Genomic DNA, 15,830 nt, shown 5'->3' on the forward strand with positions numbered 1-15,830 from the left:
CTTTCCACCCCTTTATTTCCCTATCCAATTTAATAAGTTTTCATAATGATATTGAGCATCTATATACCCAAGATTATATAGATTAACGAGCTTTTCCTTATTTCTTTCTATTCCGCTTATAGGAAGCTGTACACTTGGTTGAATTACATAAAAATTATCTTTTTGTTCTTCTCGATTCATATAAGATATCGTCTCATTATAAAAACGATAATGGTCTACTAAATTCTCTGCGATTTTCGGATATTTTCTATATAAAATTTTAGCCAGGCCTGAAAATTTATTTCGCTGCTTCTCATATCCTTCTGGCTTTGTCATAATGACAACGTTCTTTTCATAACCATCCTTTTGGGCTTTCAAAACTGGTATAGGGTCTATAATCCCTCCATCTAATAATTTTCGATTATTATATTCTACAGCAGGTGCTATAAACGGTACAGAGCTTGAGGCGCGAATGATTTTTAAAATATCATTTCCGTGTTCTGCTTTATTATAATAAATGGCTTGTCCTGATTCGCAATCAGTTGTCCCTATAACAAACTGTTCATTACAGTTTAAGAAAGTTTGAAAATCAAATGGTACAATTTTATTAGGTACTTCATCAAATAAAAAATCCATTCCGAATAATTCACGTTTTCGAATTAAGTTTCGATAAGATATATACCTGTAATCTGATACTAGCTCTGTATTTACTTTCTTATTTCTACCTTTTTGACGTGACAAATAGGTTGCTCCCATACAGGCTCCAGCTGATACGCCGACTACATATGGAAAGAATAAGTTCTTTTCCATGAAATATTCGAGTACACCTGCAGTATATAAACCTTTCATTCCTCCGCCCTCTAATACTAAACCAATATTCTTCATGCTATATCCCTCTGCTTCTTTTTTCTTAATTTCATATTAGCATAAGATTTTAAGATGAGGTTATATAAACTAATTACAACAATAACCAGAAACTACTAAAGTAATGTCATAATATCTTTGTGAGTAACATGTTACAATATAAGTAATTCATTCCACATATATTAATATTAAAGGAGGAATTTAATATGGGTTTATTTAGCGGTATTTTAGGAAATGCATCAAATACAAGTTCTGAAAGTGTAGAACGTGATTTAGAGAAGATTATGCTAGACGATGAAAAAGTAGAGCATGCTTATAAATTAATTCGTGATCTAATCGTATTTACAAATCGTCGTCTTATTTTAGTAGATAAACAAGGAGTAACTGGCAAAAAAACAGAATACCATTCTATTCCTTATAAAAGTATTACACAATATAGCATCGAAACGGCTGGGCATTTTGATTTAGATGCAGAACTTAAAATTTGGGTGTCTAGTATGGAGGATCCAATTACGAAAGAATTTAAAGGTGACGATAGTATTTTAAGCATTCAAAAAGCGCTAGTAACCTTTACGACAAAGTAGTGGTTTTTGTATTTTTATTCATTTTTAAAATTAATAACCCGATTATTCTGGAAGAACATACATTATTTTTGTATATTTAATCAGAAATGACATAAAAAGGTAAAGCGTATTTTATATGCTTTACCTTTCTTTTTTGTAATAAATAAGTGTAGTTTCATCATTTAATTTCTTTATAACTTCTGTTCTTTTATACTCCATCTTTTCATACAAAAAACAATTTTTCTCTTCTTCTAAAATAGTAGCAAGTTCCCAGCTCGTTGCTTCAGGAAACATTTCCTCAATTAATGTAAGTACCTTTTGGGCAATTCCTTTTCCTTGATAACTCGGGTGAATAAACATTGGACTGATCCAAAATTTACAGGGTGTTTCTTTTTGTGAAATGCATATCGCTCCAACAAGATTCATTGCCACTATTATTTTATAGAAGCCACCGTCTACATGATTTATTCTACAAATAGTTTTTTCGATAGTTTCATTTGCTGGGTTTGTTTCGTAGTCTTTATATTTATGTAATAAAGGGCTAAATGAGTCTATTTGCATTTGAAATAAATCTGTTGCATCACTTTCTGTCGCCTTCTCTAATGTAATCTCCATGTTACCAATTAAGTCGCTTTCTTAACGAGGTAATATGAGCGGTATGGTGACGACCATGCCATGCATATAGTCCTATTGCAACAGCAAGTTCTGTTTCACCAGTTTCAGGATGGTTAAATGTCTTTTCTAAATCTTCAATTTCTAGAGAATATAAAAGGTTAACCCATCTTTTATGTAATGAATCTAGCATTACTAGTGAAACATCTACCGGTAATTTTGAATCGGGTAACTCTGCCCACTTCTCTTCTTTATACGGTTTAATAGTTGGATTCTTTTCTGTAAGTGCTAATTTGAAGCGTATGTAGCTATTCATATGGCTATCAACAACGTGATGAACAACTTGACGGACAGTCCACCCTCCAACGCGATATGGTGTATCTAACTGCTTCTGATCTAAATCTTTAATTGCCTTTGTTAGTTCATTAGGTAAATCTTCAATTTCTTGAATCCATGTATCAATCATTTCTTCAGTTATAGGACGTTTGTATGTAAATTGGCCAATTGGATAACGTAAATCATTCATGAATAAGTCCTCCTTATTATAAGCGCGAAGTATTTCTCCAAATATAGTGTACAAACTTCACATGTTCTCCATGTAATTCTACAGATGTTATATCTGATTCATTTTGATAAGAAGAAAATCCGCTTTTTTCTAGTACAATTTGTGATGCGAGATTATTAGTCGTTGTTTTAGCATGAACTTCAGTAATTTCATTATTTTTCGCTACATCTAAAATTAATTTTACGGCTGCTGTTGCAACTCCTTTTTTAGTAAATTTTTCTCCGACCCGATACCCGAGGGAACTAATTCGAGTTTCCGTATCTATATCTACTAAATTAATTCGCCCTACAATTTCTTTTTCTTCATTACGAATTAAATAAAAATAAGAATCTCCATCCGCTTGTTCTATTAATAAATCGTCTAGTAGTTTTTGGAAATATTCAAATTCAAAATATTTTGAGCCACGATTTGGTACCATTGTTTCAAAAAAAGATTTATTCGTAAGTTCAAACATAAATAAATCCTTAGCATCTTGTTCCTTTAGTTGCTCTATGTATATTTCCATCCCGTATTCTCCTTCTTGATTTACTAACTGTTATACATTCTTTTTTAATCAATTATATTCCTGCTATTTCTTTCGATTAAGTAATATAGATAGTAACACTTTCGGATGAAAAAGATGAAATGGATTACGAATTAAGTTCATCACTCGTACTAACCGAATATAAACATCAGAATTACTTGCAGATAGTCGATATATTTGTTTCGTATACCATAGCTGAAATTTTTGTTTTGTAGTTAATTCTCTCTTTAGTTGCGGGTGACGTGATATTTCTGTTGTTGTCATATCCCAAGGGGTTTCTATTATAGTAGCTGCCTTTTTATAAAATTGTTGTGTAAATGTTTTATCAAGTTGTTTTCTATCTTGCAAAAGTAATTGCAATTGGTGAGCCTCCATAGCAGCAACTGATACGCCTTGGCCGAAAACGGGATCAAAACGACATTGCGCATCTCCAACAACTAATAATCCTTCTGGTACATTATTCACTAAATCAAATCGCCGGCGTACTTGATAAGGAATTTTGTATGTCTTTATATCAGTAATTCCCTCGGCCTTGTTTAAGAAATCTGTAACATTAGAAATTGATAGGTTTTCAGCAAAATCATAAAACTCATCATCTGTTTGTGGTGCTTTCTCGTTTGCGTATCCACTGAAAGTAACAAAATAACGATTATCTTCTATCGTTTGAATAAGAACGCCATAAGGGTTATCAGGGAAACTCGGAGACATTAGCACATTGCAACAGTCTAATTTCTCATTTTCTTTAAGTTTGAACATTTTCGTTGCGTAAAATAAATCAATACGAACTTTCTCTTCTTGTACTTCAATTTCGTATTCTCGTAGCCACTCTATACTTTTTGAGCCAAATCCACTCGCATCAACTACAAGATCCGCATGAACTTCTTCTTGTGTGTTTGTCTCTAGATATTTAACTTTTACTCCACACACTTTGTTAAGCTTTGCATCTACCAATAACCCTTTAACCAATGTTTCATATTTAATAGTAATATTTGAAATTTGATGTATTCGTTTTTGAATATGCCATTCTAGCAAAGGACGACTTTGTTGAATCATATGTACTTCCCCTATGAATGGCTGTTTCCATAGACCGAATTGATGCCATTTCAAATCACGCGTAAAGTTGTTTATAATACTACCCGCTTCTATTAATTCGTTCGTAATATTAGGAAACAATTCTTCAATTGCGTTTTCTCCACCTTTTAATAACACGTGAGGATGATTACTTTGTGGAACTCTTTTTCTCGAAGACTTTCCATCCCATCTTTCACCAGCTTCTATAATGATTACTTCTTTAAAAGAAGTTGATAATGCTTTTGCTGCAAACTTTCCTGCCATACTTCCACCAATAACGATAGCCTTATTAAACATATTTTCCCCCTTAATAAAAAGAGATCCTGCCTTGTATGAATGAAACAGGATCTTAAACTAATTAACTTCTTTATCATTATACTTAAAATACATCAGTAAATTGCAACATTAAAATTAAAATACCTAATCCCCATACGTAATACGCGAATACTTTTAAGGAGTGACGTTTTAAATATTGAATCATCCATGAAACAGCTATGTATCCAAAAAACGCTGCTGATAACGTTCCGACAATTAAAGATGTACTAGAAATAGATTCTGCTTTCCCTTGAAAAACGTCTATAAATTGCAAAATGATAGCTCCAACAATGGCTGGTGTCGATAGTAAAAAAGAAAAGTAAGCAGCAGTTTCACGGTCTAATTTTCTCCATAATGCAGCGACAATTGTCATTCCAGAACGGGAAATGGCTGGAAAAATAGCAGCAGCTTGAAATGAACCGATAATTAATGCGTCTTTATATGTTATGTCATCCATTTTTTTACGACCATTCTTTTGTTTATCTGCCGTGTAGAGAAAGAATCCGGTCACTAAAAACTCCCAACCGATCGTGATTCCTGTTTTTGAAATATCTTCAAAGAAATCTTTAAACAATAAACCAATTACAACTGCGGGTATTGTCCCAACGATAAGTAATAACATGAGCTTTGAAAATGGGTTTTTAATTAAATATATAAATTCTTTTTTGTAATAAATAAAAACCGCAAGTAAAGTCCCAATATGCAGCATCGTATCTAAAAATAAGCCAGCCTCATCTAATCGGAACAAATGCCTTCCTAAATAAAGATGTCCGGTACTACTGATTGGTAAAAATTCTGTTAAACCTTGAATTATACCTAGCATGAAAGCTTCTAACCAATTCATGATGGTCTCCTTTCTCTTTTGCTTGTACCAATATATGAGGGTTAAATTTTCGATATGAAAAAAACTATATTTCTCTATGAATTTACTTTTCATTTATGGATATATATGTAAAGAGGGTTAAGGAGGGTTATTATGTGGAAGCACACAAAATTCGGTAATGTATTACTTTGGGTGGGCCCTATCCTTGTATTTTTAGGACTATGTATGACAAATGTTATTTCAGATATTCCTTTCTTTGAGGGAAAACATAAAACGGTTGGTATTGTACTTATATTTATAGGTGTAATCTGTTTTGTTGCTGCTAATCATTTGAAAAAAGGAGAAAGATATGAAGAATAAATCTAAATAAAAAACAATCCTGGCATATTAGCTAGGATTGCTTTTTATTAATGTTGATTATTTGTAGAATACTTTATCAACGTTATATTTCGCTTTGTATTCATTAATGATATATGTTTCGTAAATTTCTCTTTCTGTTGGATCTTCTACGATACATGCATCAATGCGGTATACTTCATCACGGTGATTTTTAATTGGTGAAACATTATCTTCAAAATGCTTCTTAATACGTTGTCTAATTTTACGAGCTTTACCTACGAAAAGAAGTTCGTCATTAATATTGTAAAACATAAAAATGCCGCCTTTATCTCTAGGGAACAAGTGGAAATCGATAAATCCATTAATTGGAGTAATGATTGGCTCGTCTCCTTTAATAACTTGTTTACGTTCAGTAATTGAAACATCAGCTTCAGGAATATTAATTTTAATCAAGTTCATTCACGTCCTCTTTTATTATAAAGATAAATAATAGCATACATAAGTAAGAAAAGCTATGTTCAGAGGCATATTTCATTTTATAATTCAAATATTATAGGTGTATCATGTAAACTTTTCTTCCAAATCATATGATCACTGGATTCTCCCCAGTAATCTTTCAATACATAGCTAGGTTTTCCAAACTTTTTTATCCATATACTTTGCGCATTTTTATATCCACTATCTAAACAATATTCTGTTATCCCTCTGCTAAGTAATGTAAGAAACATTGTATGTAGTAATAAACTCCCTATTCCCTTTCTCTGATACTCCGGAAGTATGAATACAGTTCCTATTTCATACAAATTTTTAAGTACACCACCTGTACAACTATTAATCAATGTACTTGCTGGACCGATTTCGATTGTTCCAATGATTTTATCGTTACTTGTATCAATTGCTAATAAAAAGTAACGACTTTCTCCGTTACTATCAAAATCACTTTTCAAATACTGCTTTTTTGAGTTAATTTCATTTTCTATGTCATCTAATAATTGTGACAATCCTTCATTTTTGTATGTATTCGTAATAACTATACGGAAAAATAAATATAGTTCATCTATATCATTCAAATTCGGTCTTCTAACTGCAACGTTAGTCATGAATTCAATCTCCAATCCTCATTATGCCATTGTCAATACAACACTTTATATAATCTATTCATCATTATTCTGCAAAAACCTGCATAAATCCAACAGTATAGAAAGCTCATTATAAATATTGATAAAATAATTTTTATATCCATAGTTGTATGAACAGCAGGACCAAGTACCGGAAAACGGAAAACATCGAGAACGATCATAATACCAATAAGTAGACAAGTTGCTGAAAAGGAAACAATCCAAATTCTCCTCTTTAATTTTAAAAAAGATACTCCTAAGGCTAGACCTAATAAGCCTGTAGTAAAAGGAAAGACAATTAGTTCACTGGGCTCAATAATAAATAATAGAAAAATAGTAAGAATATAAGAAAGTATTCCCTCACGAATAGAATAGAAAATAGCAAAAAAAATCGGTAATGTCGAAAATGGACTAATGAGCAAACCTATACCAGGAACTAAGTTCCCAGCTGCTTGAAACATGGTGGCCAATGCACTCATCAAAGCTGTAAGTACTAACTCATTCGCAAGGGACAATTTTCTTTTATGAACAAAGCTCGTATCATGTTCTATCATCAGTTGATACCAATAACGTACAAACCAATTCATCAATATCTCCCCCTAAAGATGCCTCATTCATTACTTTCTATATTATTCATACACTAGTGGTTTATGAGCTGCTTTCTACTTGTTATGAATTACTATATAATAAAAGACTTTTAGGGGGATAAATTGTGCGTTTTGAAACAAAATAAATTCCTTGGATTATTAAACTACGAGTGTGTATCGTATCAGGGAATAATTTCAAAAATGGTACCTTTGTTAAAATCAGTTACTTTCATAGAACTGTAAACTCCTAAATATAATTTAGTTTGATCTGAATTTGTTCCTAAACTCATATAATAAGCTGGTTGCGTACCAAAATCATAATTGGTTTCAATAGCATGAAAGTCAGCATGTTTACCATCTGTACCTGCTCTAGTATAGGTTAAAACACCCTTAATTGGAGACTGAGATTCTCCTTTCTTGGCAAGATCAGTAAAAACAACGCTACCTGTTAAATTTGGAATTGCATTTCCCATATATGGCTGAACTCCTGTAAGTGAAGTTCCTCCAAACTTATCTGTTCTAGAATCTTTATGAAAATAACTAAGTAGAGGCAGAATACGCTTGACTGAAGTTTGTATTGTTTCATCATAATAAACCATTGTTCTCTCATCCAAAGTCTGATTCTCAGAACAATGTCGTATAAAAGAAGTAGGTAAATCCCCTTCCCATCCTCGCCACCCAAAATTGATAACCCCATCTTGATTGGGAGTTAACCTCATAAAATGCATTTGAACAAGTTCTGTAACCGGTATAGGTTTATATTGAATAAATGAAAAAATAGACTCTACAATATCTTGTCCGACATTTCCGGCGTATTTGATATATTGATTATAAAACCTTTGAAATGAAATACCGGTTATATTACGAACACCTTTCGCAATTACTGTAAGTGTTTCTTGTATAGATAGAGGAAGTTCATTAAAGCGTGTAACGAATGGAGGATTATTTATGAATGTATTTTTACTTACATCGATTTCAATAATTTTACCTGCTATTTCTAAATCATCTTGGCTTAAATTGAACGGATCATAACCCGAGCCACCATCTCCATTTGTAAAAACAAGTTTCCCCGTCTCTGGAGAAAAGTTTAAAGTATTTACTCCATTATGATTAAAAAATGGGCGTTTTATATTAAGTAATGTTCTACGTTTTTGAGGGTGCCCGTTTGATTGTAAAATCCATTCTTCAATTGTATCGATATGATCATATTGCGTATCTCTATTTAGCCATTTTAAATTTAAAGTTTTCGGGTCACAAGGATTCGGTTTAAATTGTTCAGAAAGTGCACCTGGCCCTTGAGTTCCAGCGACGGAATAATGAAGATAAAATAAACCGTTTTGATAAAATTGTGGATGGAACGCAAGTCCAAGCAATCCTCGTTCATCATAACCGCTACTAGAAACACCTTCTTCAAATGTACCTAATTTAATAATTAGGTGACGAATATCTAAAAATGTCTTTATAACTCCGTCCCCTATGTAAAAAATCTCCCCTAATTGAGTTGCGATAAATAGTCTTTCGGTCGATTCACCTGGAAGTATTGTTGTTTTCAATACGGTTGGTAAATTTATATTATGAACAATGGGTCGTAAACTAACTTTAACTTTTGTCAATTAACTGTACACCCCTTTTTCTTCTTTTTATAGAAGAATATGATTAGAGTAGTTCTGTTAGTATCAAATAAGTCGTATTCCTTTTTATTACAATTTTGTATATAATATAATTATAAATAATCTGGGGGACGAACTATGATAATCGTACTACAAATCATCTTACCACTAATTTTCGCAGTCTATTTATTTACCCTCTATCGTAAAGGGATGTATGGATCAGCTTCATTCATTTTAGCAGTCATGATAGGAATTTTCGGTTTAGAGAATATCTTTCAATATGCTAGTCTAACAGATCATGCTATTTATCCATATTGGGGCAGTTTGAAGGCTGTTGTTATCGTTTTATCAGTCGTATTTCTATTTAAAAAAAGTGGTTTAACAGGAAAATATTGATTTTTAATGCGTTACATATTTTCTTGTTAAATTGCTTTTATTTTATAAAAGAAGAAATATTTATGTAAAAACACGAAGAGATGTGTTACATATGTCTATAAATATTATTTCAATAGTATCTATCATAATATGGATTGTGTTAATTACAGAACTTATAAAACCTTCAAAAGAACAGAATGGACGAAAAATAGTAACTTTAGTAACTGCTGGTTCCGCATCAACACTTATTTTGACGGTTTCATTTATTCAAAATATCCCGTTTTGGAATTGATAGTGATATAACTAACAAAAATATGTATAAATAAAAAGATTAGGATTCACTCCTAATCTTTTTATTTTTTGAGGTAACACCACATGCCCAGCAAGCTAAGGTCTTGGAGTAGCCCCTAAACAAAATTTGAAATTTTTCTAAAGTTATTTATGTGAATTTAACTCGTTTTCAGGAACATATGTGATCCTTTTACAATTTGAATTTCTTTTTAAGCTTCTTATATTTTCTATACGAACGTCTAACAATGTTTAACATAAAATACGGTACTTTAATAGGGAAAGGCAATTTATATATGAAAGGAAAATAAAAGGTGAAATATGCCTTTTCTAGGTCTCTCCACTTACTATCTTCTTTTGTTTTTAAGAAATCAGATACATCGACTACATATCCCCTTCCTTTTTCCATCATCACATTTTTCCCGTGAACATCACAAGGAGTTAATCCCTGTTCCCTCGCATACTCTAAAGCCTTATTGATATCAAGTATTACCTGCTTAGGAATTTTAATCCCCTTATGAATAGCATCGTATAAGGTAATTTCTTTTAAACGTTTCAATACTATGAAATTTTCTCCTTTATATATAAGCTTTGAATAAGAAGGATGATTTCCGATTCTTCGGTATACTTCTGACTCTTTTTCAATTCCTTCTCCTTCTCGCACGTAAACTTTCACTACCCAATCTTTGTATTCTTTGTGCATGAATACTGCGGCATAATTACCTGTTCCTAAACACTTCCAAAGTCTAGGAATATCTTTAACTACTACAGGCTCGAATTCATCCTCACTTCTGATACTTACCTCTTTTAATAATTCGTTATTTATCAATCCCACAAAACTATTTATACTCATCATTCCCACTCCGGTTTTGCTAAAAGGGGGCCCACCCACATTTTAACGAAAATATACACTAAGCGAATTTTAGCATAAAACGAGTCATCTTTCTTCCTAAAATAAAAAGCTAACTCGTTTTATTTGAACTGTTGAATACTTAATATTTATTCCGTTATTCATAGCCAAAAACCGTACGATATAAAAATATTTCTAACTATTTTCATTTTTTCAGAGGCAAGTGTATAGGGCTTTTCTTAGTACAAGTTCTGTTCGTTCATTACCCATGCCAAATCTATAAAACATTGTTTAGAAGTGTAGCAAGGGTTTGTTAATGGTTCAATTCTTCTTCCACAACTATTTTTGTTAGCAAAAACTTTTATTGTTTTAATAGTCTTTTGTTTAATTCCCACAATGCTGTTTTGTTGCTATCCCATTTCAAAAGCGTTACTGCTTCCTCAAAGCATAACCATTTATAATTAAAGTGTTCTTTAGATAATGATATGTTTTTTGTAGGGACTTTAACTCCAAAAGAAAATTCTTTTATTACATAAACCTCTTCTCCCCAAAGGAATCCTCCAACTACATCCTCTACTGGTAGTGAAGACACAGAATCTAATTGTATATATGGACATTCTCTTGTAATACCAGCCTCTTCAAACGCTTCCCGTTTTGCTGATTCAATAGGAATCTCACCGTCTTCTCCGCCACCAGCTATTCCTTGCCAATAACCATAATCACTTCGGTTAAAAATGGCATATTGAATAGAATCGGCAGTTTTTATATAAGGAAATATCAATACTTGATATGACGCCCTCATTACTTAACCTCCTCTCGAAAATAAGTTTTAAATCAATATGAATAAAGAGCCGCCATCACAATTCTACATTATTAATGCAGGTTTATAATGTCGGCCCTCTATTTTTAAATAATTTTATTTTTCATAAACAGGCTTACTCTTAACAGGGGAAAAACTGATTATTTCTTGTCGAATTTGTTTAGCATGGTTTTTCCTAAATGTTAGCAGTACCCTATATTATTCAATTGCGCCAGCAACATCATAATCATTTAAATCTAATTCAATCGTTTTTCCGAGCGCTAGTTTAGCAAGTTCCGCTCCTAGATATGGACCAGCTGTTAAACCCGAAGCCCCTAATCCATTCGCAACGAGAATTCCTTCAAAGTTAGGTAGCGGTCCGATAACAGGTAAGAATCCTGGTGTAAATGGTCTGAATCCAACTCTCGTTTCAAGCATTGTAGCATTTTCTAAGCCAGGCGCAACTGTTAATGCCTTATGGAATACTTCATGTAAACCACCTGCTGTTACACGATGATCAAAACCAGTATCATTCTCATGTGTTGCACCAATTACGACATGCCCATTGTCAAACGTTAAAATATATTGATCGTTCGGTGGCATAACAACTGGCATATTTTCTGTTGCTGTATTCTCGATTTGCAGATGAACAATTTGTCCTTTTTGGAATGTAACTAAGAAATTAATTCCTAATGGTTTCAAGATTTCATTCGCCCATGCGCCTGCAGTTACAATAACCTTTTCTGCTAAAATTGTTTCATCGTTTACTGTAACTCCCGTAATATGATTTCCTTCACGGACTAATATAGCATCGCCTTTTATGAAAGTTGCACCATGTTTTTTCGCAGCACTTATTAATGCATTGCGTAATAATCTCCCATTTACTCGTGCAGCACCACTAATATGAACAGAACTATATTCGTCTGATAATGCTGGGAATAATTTTTTTGTTTCTTCAGCTGATAAGCGAGTGATTTCACCAATCTCCGGGGCATCTTCACGTCGTTTATAAGCTCGCTCTTCCATTTGATCTAACTTTTTCTCGTCAGTATGTAAACTAATTGCACCTACACGATTATATCCTGTGTCAGTTTCACCGTCTTCTTCTAATTGCTGAATTAACGAAGAATAGTAACGTGCACCGCCTTTAACAATTTTATACCATGCTTTATTACGACGCTGTGATAACCATGGACATACAATTCCTGCTCCTGCATCAGTTGCTTGCCCTAATTGTTGGCGATCCACGATAGTAACATTCGCACCTGTCTTAGCAAGATGATAAGCAGTAGACGCTCCTAAAATTCCAGATCCAACTACAATATACGATTTCATTTCAAACACCTTTTCTCTTTTGCTAATTATATAAATATAAGAACATTCCTTAGTATAATGGAAGGAATGCTTTTTTCAATGTACTCATCACAATTAATTGTTGCAGCATTGTGACTTCCTTAATCATTTTTTTTTCTTCTTACGGAATAATTCAATTGTTTTATAGCCTTGTGAAAGGATTTCTATCATTTTCTCTAGACGTTTTTCACGAGTTTTTTCTTGTTTCACAGAAAAAAGATTACGTGCCCAATCTTTTTGGTATCCAGGCGTTAAACTTTGATAAAACTTAAGTTCATTCGGATGATTAGCTAGTAATGCTTCAACATCTTTAATTCGATCTGCATAATCGGCAACACATTGACTCATAGCAGATGTTTTCGTTATTTTTTTCTTTTCACGTTTTAAACCTACAACAGTAAAGACTTCATCCATACTTACCATTCGTGCAAATTTAATATCGCTTTCTCCCACATAACCATCTTCTCCAACGTTTAATGCCGGAAACATCTCATCACGGTGAATAAACGTACTATAACGAGCATTACCTTTTTTCGGATATGCGAAGAATAGGTAACCTTTTTCAATTAGTAATTCTTCATTACTAATAATAAAATTCGTTTGTTTCACCATTTCATCAAGCGTTTCTACAAATATAAAGATAGCATCGTGTTCTTTTGAGAATCCATTTTCTTTACCTGTAAAAATGTCATAATCACTTGGTTCGTTAATAACGACCATATTTGTATACTTATTAAGTTTCAATTTATCAATAACTGACATAATAATCTTCCTTTACATTCAAAATTCATTGTACATACTTTTTCGTACTGTTCTAGTGTATTATATGTATTAAGAAAATCAAACTTTAAATCGTGTTATTCTGCTGCAAAAGAACAGAATTCTTTAATAGATGGGGTGGTTTTATGCCATATGTAATCCGGGATGAAGGGCTAGTTTTACAAGGGGATGATGGAAAAGAACCAATTTTTCATACATATGAAGAAGCTGAGGAAACATTAAAAACATTAACTATACCGCAGTTTCCGAAACGTATTAGAAGAAAACCATTTACATCAAAAATAATAAAAATAGCCGCTTCTGAATAAGAACCGGCTATTTGTTTATTCATAACTTAATAGAAAATAAAGTATATAAAAACTCTCTATATTGATCTTCTGTAATTTCAAGCTTAGTTTTTTCCCCATGAATAATTTCAGTTAAACTTGTATTCGTTAATGAAATATGACCGGAGTTCGTCAACTTTACTGCAATTGGTCCTTTATTAAAAATAGACTTCTCATCTTCTATCACTCTTCTTTGAACATCGTTTACTACTATCTCATCAATATTATGTTTATAAAAAGCATGACAAACTTTCCATTCTCCATCAGTATCTATTCTTTCTAAAACATAATTTCCTTTACTCGTATCTTTTCGTCTCACCCGGTACGAACCATTTTTTGAAGAGACAGACTTACCAGTAAAAGGTACAGGAACAAGAGGTACTAACGAAGCTATACCTACATCAATTAAATACTGTACATTATCATAAGTTAAAATAATTGTTATATGGCCATCCTCAAGTGCCCATGCATTTATATCGTTTTTATAAACCGTACCTAATGCCAGTTGTACATCATAGCCACAGTCTCTTAAGAAATAGTAAAAAAGAGTATTTAATTCGTAGCAAAGTCCACCACGGGAACTAGTTAAAATTTTCTCTCGTAAGTTTTCCAGAGAGATTTGATTCGTATTTCGTGCTATAACATCTAAATTCTCAAATGGTATAGTATGCGCAAACGAAAAGAGTATGGTAGGTAATTCTTCAAACGTTACTTCATTACGTTTTTTAAGATTTAATCTTGTGAAAAGCTGATCTTGTAAACTTGTCATATTTAGCACCCCTTAAAAATTTATAAGTTTAAATAATATATGCTGATTGTAAATTTTAAGGGGCACTGTAACAACGTACATTTCATTAAACTGTACCGGTACAAAAATTACGATTCACATAGGAGGTGTCATTACACATGTTTTTTGTAATCACTTCTTTTTGTGGCAAACCAAAAGCTACGAATATAAATTTAATAGTTTATCTATAGGCAAACTATTACTATCACTTAAATCAACAAAATATTGAAGTTGCCATGCTTGGCTCTTTTTAGCTTGATTACTAACAGTGGTATCCCAAACAGGATAAATTCTCATTGCCATTTTCCCTGTTTGACTTTGTGTTCTCAATATTTTTTCTTTAAGAAGAATCTCTTTAGGAAAAATAAATTGCCCTAGTTTATTATCAGCAATACAAGTGATTACTAATAAATCAGGAGCAGCTTCATAAGAGAAAGCTCTATTTCGCATATTTTCATCTTTCGCCCAAAAAGAAACGAATTGACCAATTTTATTAGGTGTAACTTTTGATTTTCTAAAACGAATGGTTTTGTTATTTAAGTGGAATAAACATCCGGCATATTCTGCGTTTTGCTTTTCTTCTTTTAGATTCGTAATCATTAAGTTGTTAGGTTTGTAAACTATATTATTTAAATCTTGGATTATATTATTAAAATTGTTCAAAAAAACTCCCCCTTTATTCATCTCTTAGTTTACCACAAACATCAGTTCTTCTATATCGTATATAATTATGAACTAAGTGAAATGGGGGAATTTAGCAGGATATAATTATTACTTTAATGTACTTAGTTTTTTAATTGCTTGTTGTTCAGTTGCTAAGTAAAAAATGTCATTCCCTTTATTACATTCATAAATAAAATCCTTTAAGCTTTTACTAGTATACATAGAGAAATCTCCAACAATAGCAATCTTTACCTTGTAGTTTATAAACTTTTGAAGGATATCGCCCGCAAGCCGTGTTTTTAGATCAAAGAAATCTTCACTTATTAAAGATTTATGGATAATAATATGTTTCGCATCTACCTCATATTGAACTGTTGCCATAGTATCTAATGCAGACTGAACATCCGATATTAATACCTTATCGTTTCTAATGAGCGCAATATTGATTCCATCGATTACTACTTTCTTTATTTCCATAGTCCTCCCCCTTTATAATTTACACAGTATGAGTAAAATTGTTTTACAAGACTTCGTATTAATCATAGATTAAATTAGCCACAGCTATTAAAATCGCCTCTATTTTTTATTGTAAGTATATATTTTTTATTACTAATACGGTCAATGAAATTAATGATAGTTT

22 protein-coding genes are annotated in these 15,830 nt (G+C 32.2%); 5 read left to right on the forward strand and 17 right to left on the reverse strand.

Annotation, left to right across the window (positions count from 1 at the left end):
• Window positions 1–12: 12 nt before the first annotated feature.
• The gene (locus tag ACTFRU_RS01670) at window positions 13–864 is read right to left on the reverse strand and encodes a patatin-like phospholipase family protein (protein ID WP_290102508.1); all 852 of its coding nucleotides are present in this window, start codon (window positions 862–864) and stop codon (window positions 13–15) included.
• Between the two features lie 185 nt (window positions 865–1,049).
• On the opposite strand from ACTFRU_RS01670, the gene ACTFRU_RS01675 reads away from it, so the two are divergent.
• Window positions 1,050–1,427, forward strand: coding sequence for a PH domain-containing protein (locus ACTFRU_RS01675; RefSeq protein ID WP_000522472.1), 378 nt, complete (start codon window positions 1,050–1,052; stop codon window positions 1,425–1,427).
• Between the two features lie 120 nt (window positions 1,428–1,547).
• Here the strand turns inward: ACTFRU_RS01675 and ACTFRU_RS01680 are convergent, their stop codons facing one another.
• The 5 genes from ACTFRU_RS01680 to ACTFRU_RS01700 all read right to left on the reverse strand — a co-directional run bounded on the left by ACTFRU_RS01680 (window position 1,548) and on the right by ACTFRU_RS01700 (window position 5,336).
• Complete coding sequence (locus ACTFRU_RS01680) at window positions 1,548–2,021, reverse strand: GNAT family N-acetyltransferase (protein ID WP_290102509.1); 474 nt, start codon at window positions 2,019–2,021, stop codon at window positions 1,548–1,550.
• Between the two features lies 1 nt (window position 2,022).
• Window positions 2,023–2,544, reverse strand: coding sequence for a YfiT family bacillithiol transferase (locus ACTFRU_RS01685; protein ID WP_006929720.1), 522 nt, complete (start codon window positions 2,542–2,544; stop codon window positions 2,023–2,025).
• A 16-nt stretch (window positions 2,545–2,560) separates the two neighbouring features.
• On the reverse strand, window positions 2,561–3,088 hold the full coding sequence (locus ACTFRU_RS01690; RefSeq protein ID WP_016122611.1) for a GNAT family N-acetyltransferase: 528 nt from the start codon (window positions 3,086–3,088) through the stop codon (window positions 2,561–2,563).
• Window positions 3,089–3,151: 63 nt separating this feature from the next.
• Entirely contained in the window at window positions 3,152–4,474 is a 1,323-nt protein-coding gene (locus ACTFRU_RS01695; RefSeq protein ID WP_088363069.1) for an FAD-dependent oxidoreductase, read from the reverse strand.
• Window positions 4,475–4,556: 82 nt separating this feature from the next.
• Window positions 4,557–5,336 carry an undecaprenyl-diphosphate phosphatase gene (locus ACTFRU_RS01700; RefSeq protein WP_440037421.1) on the reverse strand — a complete coding sequence of 260 codons (780 nt, stop codon included), beginning with the start codon at window positions 5,334–5,336 and terminating at the stop codon, window positions 4,557–4,559.
• A 132-nt stretch (window positions 5,337–5,468) separates the two neighbouring features.
• On the opposite strand from ACTFRU_RS01700, the gene ACTFRU_RS01705 reads away from it, so the two are divergent.
• Window positions 5,469–5,675, forward strand: a complete 207-nt coding sequence (locus ACTFRU_RS01705; RefSeq protein WP_000265477.1) for a hypothetical protein — start codon at window positions 5,469–5,471, stop codon at window positions 5,673–5,675.
• A gap of 57 nt (window positions 5,676–5,732) precedes the next feature.
• On the opposite strand, the gene ACTFRU_RS01710 is transcribed toward ACTFRU_RS01705, so the two are convergent.
• The 4 genes from ACTFRU_RS01710 to ACTFRU_RS01725 form a co-directional block, all read right to left on the reverse strand.
• Complete coding sequence (locus ACTFRU_RS01710) at window positions 5,733–6,113, reverse strand: nucleotide excision repair endonuclease (RefSeq protein WP_001048941.1); 381 nt, start codon at window positions 6,111–6,113, stop codon at window positions 5,733–5,735.
• 77 nt (window positions 6,114–6,190) lie between these two features.
• Window positions 6,191–6,754 (reverse strand): GNAT family N-acetyltransferase, encoded by a 564-nt coding sequence (locus tag ACTFRU_RS01715; RefSeq protein ID WP_000185957.1) that lies wholly within the window; start codon window positions 6,752–6,754, stop codon window positions 6,191–6,193.
• Window positions 6,755–6,786: 32 nt separating this feature from the next.
• Window positions 6,787–7,359 (reverse strand): hypothetical protein, encoded by a 573-nt coding sequence (locus ACTFRU_RS01720; RefSeq protein WP_098376234.1) that lies wholly within the window; start codon window positions 7,357–7,359, stop codon window positions 6,787–6,789.
• 182 nt (window positions 7,360–7,541) lie between these two features.
• A complete protein-coding gene (locus ACTFRU_RS01725; protein ID WP_440037422.1) occupies window positions 7,542–8,972 on the reverse strand; it encodes a PQQ-dependent sugar dehydrogenase in 1,431 nt (476 codons plus the stop codon).
• Window positions 8,973–9,107: 135 nt separating this feature from the next.
• Here ACTFRU_RS01725 and ACTFRU_RS01730 point away from each other — a divergent pair, with 135 nt between their 5' ends.
• Together ACTFRU_RS01730 and ACTFRU_RS01735 are read left to right on the forward strand one after the other, a co-directional pair.
• A complete protein-coding gene (locus tag ACTFRU_RS01730) occupies window positions 9,108–9,365 on the forward strand; it encodes a hypothetical protein (RefSeq protein ID WP_440037423.1) in 258 nt (85 codons plus the stop codon).
• Window positions 9,366–9,456: 91 nt separating this feature from the next.
• Window positions 9,457–9,636, forward strand: coding sequence for a hypothetical protein (locus tag ACTFRU_RS01735; protein ID WP_000026325.1), 180 nt, complete (start codon window positions 9,457–9,459; stop codon window positions 9,634–9,636).
• 189 nt (window positions 9,637–9,825) lie between these two features.
• Here the strand turns inward: ACTFRU_RS01735 and ACTFRU_RS01740 are convergent, their stop codons facing one another.
• From ACTFRU_RS01740 to ACTFRU_RS01755, 4 genes are all read right to left on the reverse strand, one after another.
• Entirely contained in the window at window positions 9,826–10,488 is a 663-nt protein-coding gene (locus tag ACTFRU_RS01740) for a serine/threonine protein kinase (RefSeq protein WP_006929730.1), read from the reverse strand.
• Between the two features lie 355 nt (window positions 10,489–10,843).
• Window positions 10,844–11,284 (reverse strand): NUDIX hydrolase, encoded by a 441-nt coding sequence (locus ACTFRU_RS01745; RefSeq protein ID WP_016122617.1) that lies wholly within the window; start codon window positions 11,282–11,284, stop codon window positions 10,844–10,846.
• 216 nt (window positions 11,285–11,500) lie between these two features.
• Entirely contained in the window at window positions 11,501–12,616 is a 1,116-nt protein-coding gene (locus ACTFRU_RS01750) for an NAD(P)/FAD-dependent oxidoreductase (protein ID WP_000844396.1), read from the reverse strand.
• Between the two features lie 123 nt (window positions 12,617–12,739).
• Window positions 12,740–13,396: a YdeI/OmpD-associated family protein gene (locus tag ACTFRU_RS01755; RefSeq protein WP_088363064.1), complete on the reverse strand. Its 657-nt coding sequence runs from the start codon at window positions 13,394–13,396 to the stop codon at window positions 12,740–12,742.
• Between the two features lie 143 nt (window positions 13,397–13,539).
• Here ACTFRU_RS01755 and ACTFRU_RS01760 point away from each other — a divergent pair, with 143 nt between their 5' ends.
• Window positions 13,540–13,722 carry a hypothetical protein gene (locus ACTFRU_RS01760; protein WP_001147159.1) on the forward strand — a complete coding sequence of 61 codons (183 nt, stop codon included), beginning with the start codon at window positions 13,540–13,542 and terminating at the stop codon, window positions 13,720–13,722.
• Between the two features lie 19 nt (window positions 13,723–13,741).
• Here ACTFRU_RS01760 and ACTFRU_RS01765 read toward each other — a convergent pair whose 3' ends face one another.
• The 3 genes from ACTFRU_RS01765 to ACTFRU_RS01775 form a co-directional block, all read right to left on the reverse strand.
• Window positions 13,742–14,509, reverse strand: a complete 768-nt coding sequence (locus ACTFRU_RS01765) for an arylamine N-acetyltransferase family protein (protein WP_000202756.1) — start codon at window positions 14,507–14,509, stop codon at window positions 13,742–13,744.
• A gap of 177 nt (window positions 14,510–14,686) precedes the next feature.
• Window positions 14,687–15,211, reverse strand: coding sequence for a MepB family protein (locus ACTFRU_RS01770; protein ID WP_080353311.1), 525 nt, complete (start codon window positions 15,209–15,211; stop codon window positions 14,687–14,689).
• Between the two features lie 87 nt (window positions 15,212–15,298).
• Window positions 15,299–15,667 (reverse strand): DUF4180 domain-containing protein, encoded by a 369-nt coding sequence (locus ACTFRU_RS01775; RefSeq protein WP_006929740.1) that lies wholly within the window; start codon window positions 15,665–15,667, stop codon window positions 15,299–15,301.
• Between the last annotated feature and the right edge of the window lie 163 nt (window positions 15,668–15,830).

Source organism: Bacillus cereus group sp. MYBK220-1, assembly GCF_051916445.1.
In the GTDB taxonomy this organism is placed as follows: Bacteria; Bacillota; Bacilli; order Bacillales; family Bacillaceae_G; genus Bacillus_A; species Bacillus_A cereus.

Bases quoted from the DNA above. Each gene is read 5' to 3' on its own strand.
- ACTFRU_RS01670 (WP_290102508.1), bottom strand. From the start codon at position 864: ATGAAGAATATTGGTTTAGTATTAGAGGGCGGAGGAATGAAAGGTTTA.
- ACTFRU_RS01675 (WP_000522472.1), top strand. From the start codon at position 1,050: ATGGGTTTATTTAGCGGTATTTTAGGAAATGCATCAAATACAAGTTCT.
- ACTFRU_RS01680 (WP_290102509.1), bottom strand. From the start codon at position 2,021: ATGGAGATTACATTAGAGAAGGCGACAGAAAGTGATGCAACAGATTTA.
- ACTFRU_RS01685 (WP_006929720.1), bottom strand. From the start codon at position 2,544: ATGAATGATTTACGTTATCCAATTGGCCAATTTACATACAAACGTCCT.
- ACTFRU_RS01690 (WP_016122611.1), bottom strand. From the start codon at position 3,088: ATGGAAATATACATAGAGCAACTAAAGGAACAAGATGCTAAGGATTTA.
- ACTFRU_RS01695 (WP_088363069.1), bottom strand. From the start codon at position 4,474: ATGTTTAATAAGGCTATCGTTATTGGTGGAAGTATGGCAGGAAAGTTT.
- ACTFRU_RS01700 (WP_440037421.1), bottom strand. From the start codon at position 5,336: ATGAATTGGTTAGAAGCTTTCATGCTAGGTATAATTCAAGGTTTAACA.
- ACTFRU_RS01705 (WP_000265477.1), top strand. From the start codon at position 5,469: ATGTGGAAGCACACAAAATTCGGTAATGTATTACTTTGGGTGGGCCCT.
- ACTFRU_RS01710 (WP_001048941.1), bottom strand. From the start codon at position 6,113: ATGAACTTGATTAAAATTAATATTCCTGAAGCTGATGTTTCAATTACT.
- ACTFRU_RS01715 (WP_000185957.1), bottom strand. From the start codon at position 6,754: ATGACTAACGTTGCAGTTAGAAGACCGAATTTGAATGATATAGATGAA.
- ACTFRU_RS01720 (WP_098376234.1), bottom strand. From the start codon at position 7,359: ATGAATTGGTTTGTACGTTATTGGTATCAACTGATGATAGAACATGAT.
- ACTFRU_RS01730 (WP_440037423.1), top strand. From the start codon at position 9,108: ATGATAATCGTACTACAAATCATCTTACCACTAATTTTCGCAGTCTAT.
- ACTFRU_RS01735 (WP_000026325.1), top strand. From the start codon at position 9,457: ATGTCTATAAATATTATTTCAATAGTATCTATCATAATATGGATTGTG.
- ACTFRU_RS01740 (WP_006929730.1), bottom strand. From the start codon at position 10,488: ATGATGAGTATAAATAGTTTTGTGGGATTGATAAATAACGAATTATTA.
- ACTFRU_RS01745 (WP_016122617.1), bottom strand. From the start codon at position 11,284: ATGAGGGCGTCATATCAAGTATTGATATTTCCTTATATAAAAACTGCC.
- ACTFRU_RS01750 (WP_000844396.1), bottom strand. From the start codon at position 12,616: ATGAAATCGTATATTGTAGTTGGATCTGGAATTTTAGGAGCGTCTACT.
- ACTFRU_RS01755 (WP_088363064.1), bottom strand. From the start codon at position 13,396: ATGTCAGTTATTGATAAATTGAAACTTAATAAGTATACAAATATGGTC.
- ACTFRU_RS01760 (WP_001147159.1), top strand. From the start codon at position 13,540: ATGCCATATGTAATCCGGGATGAAGGGCTAGTTTTACAAGGGGATGAT.
- ACTFRU_RS01765 (WP_000202756.1), bottom strand. From the start codon at position 14,509: ATGACAAGTTTACAAGATCAGCTTTTCACAAGATTAAATCTTAAAAAA.
- ACTFRU_RS01770 (WP_080353311.1), bottom strand. From the start codon at position 15,211: ATGAATAAAGGGGGAGTTTTTTTGAACAATTTTAATAATATAATCCAA.
- ACTFRU_RS01775 (WP_006929740.1), bottom strand. From the start codon at position 15,667: ATGGAAATAAAGAAAGTAGTAATCGATGGAATCAATATTGCGCTCATT.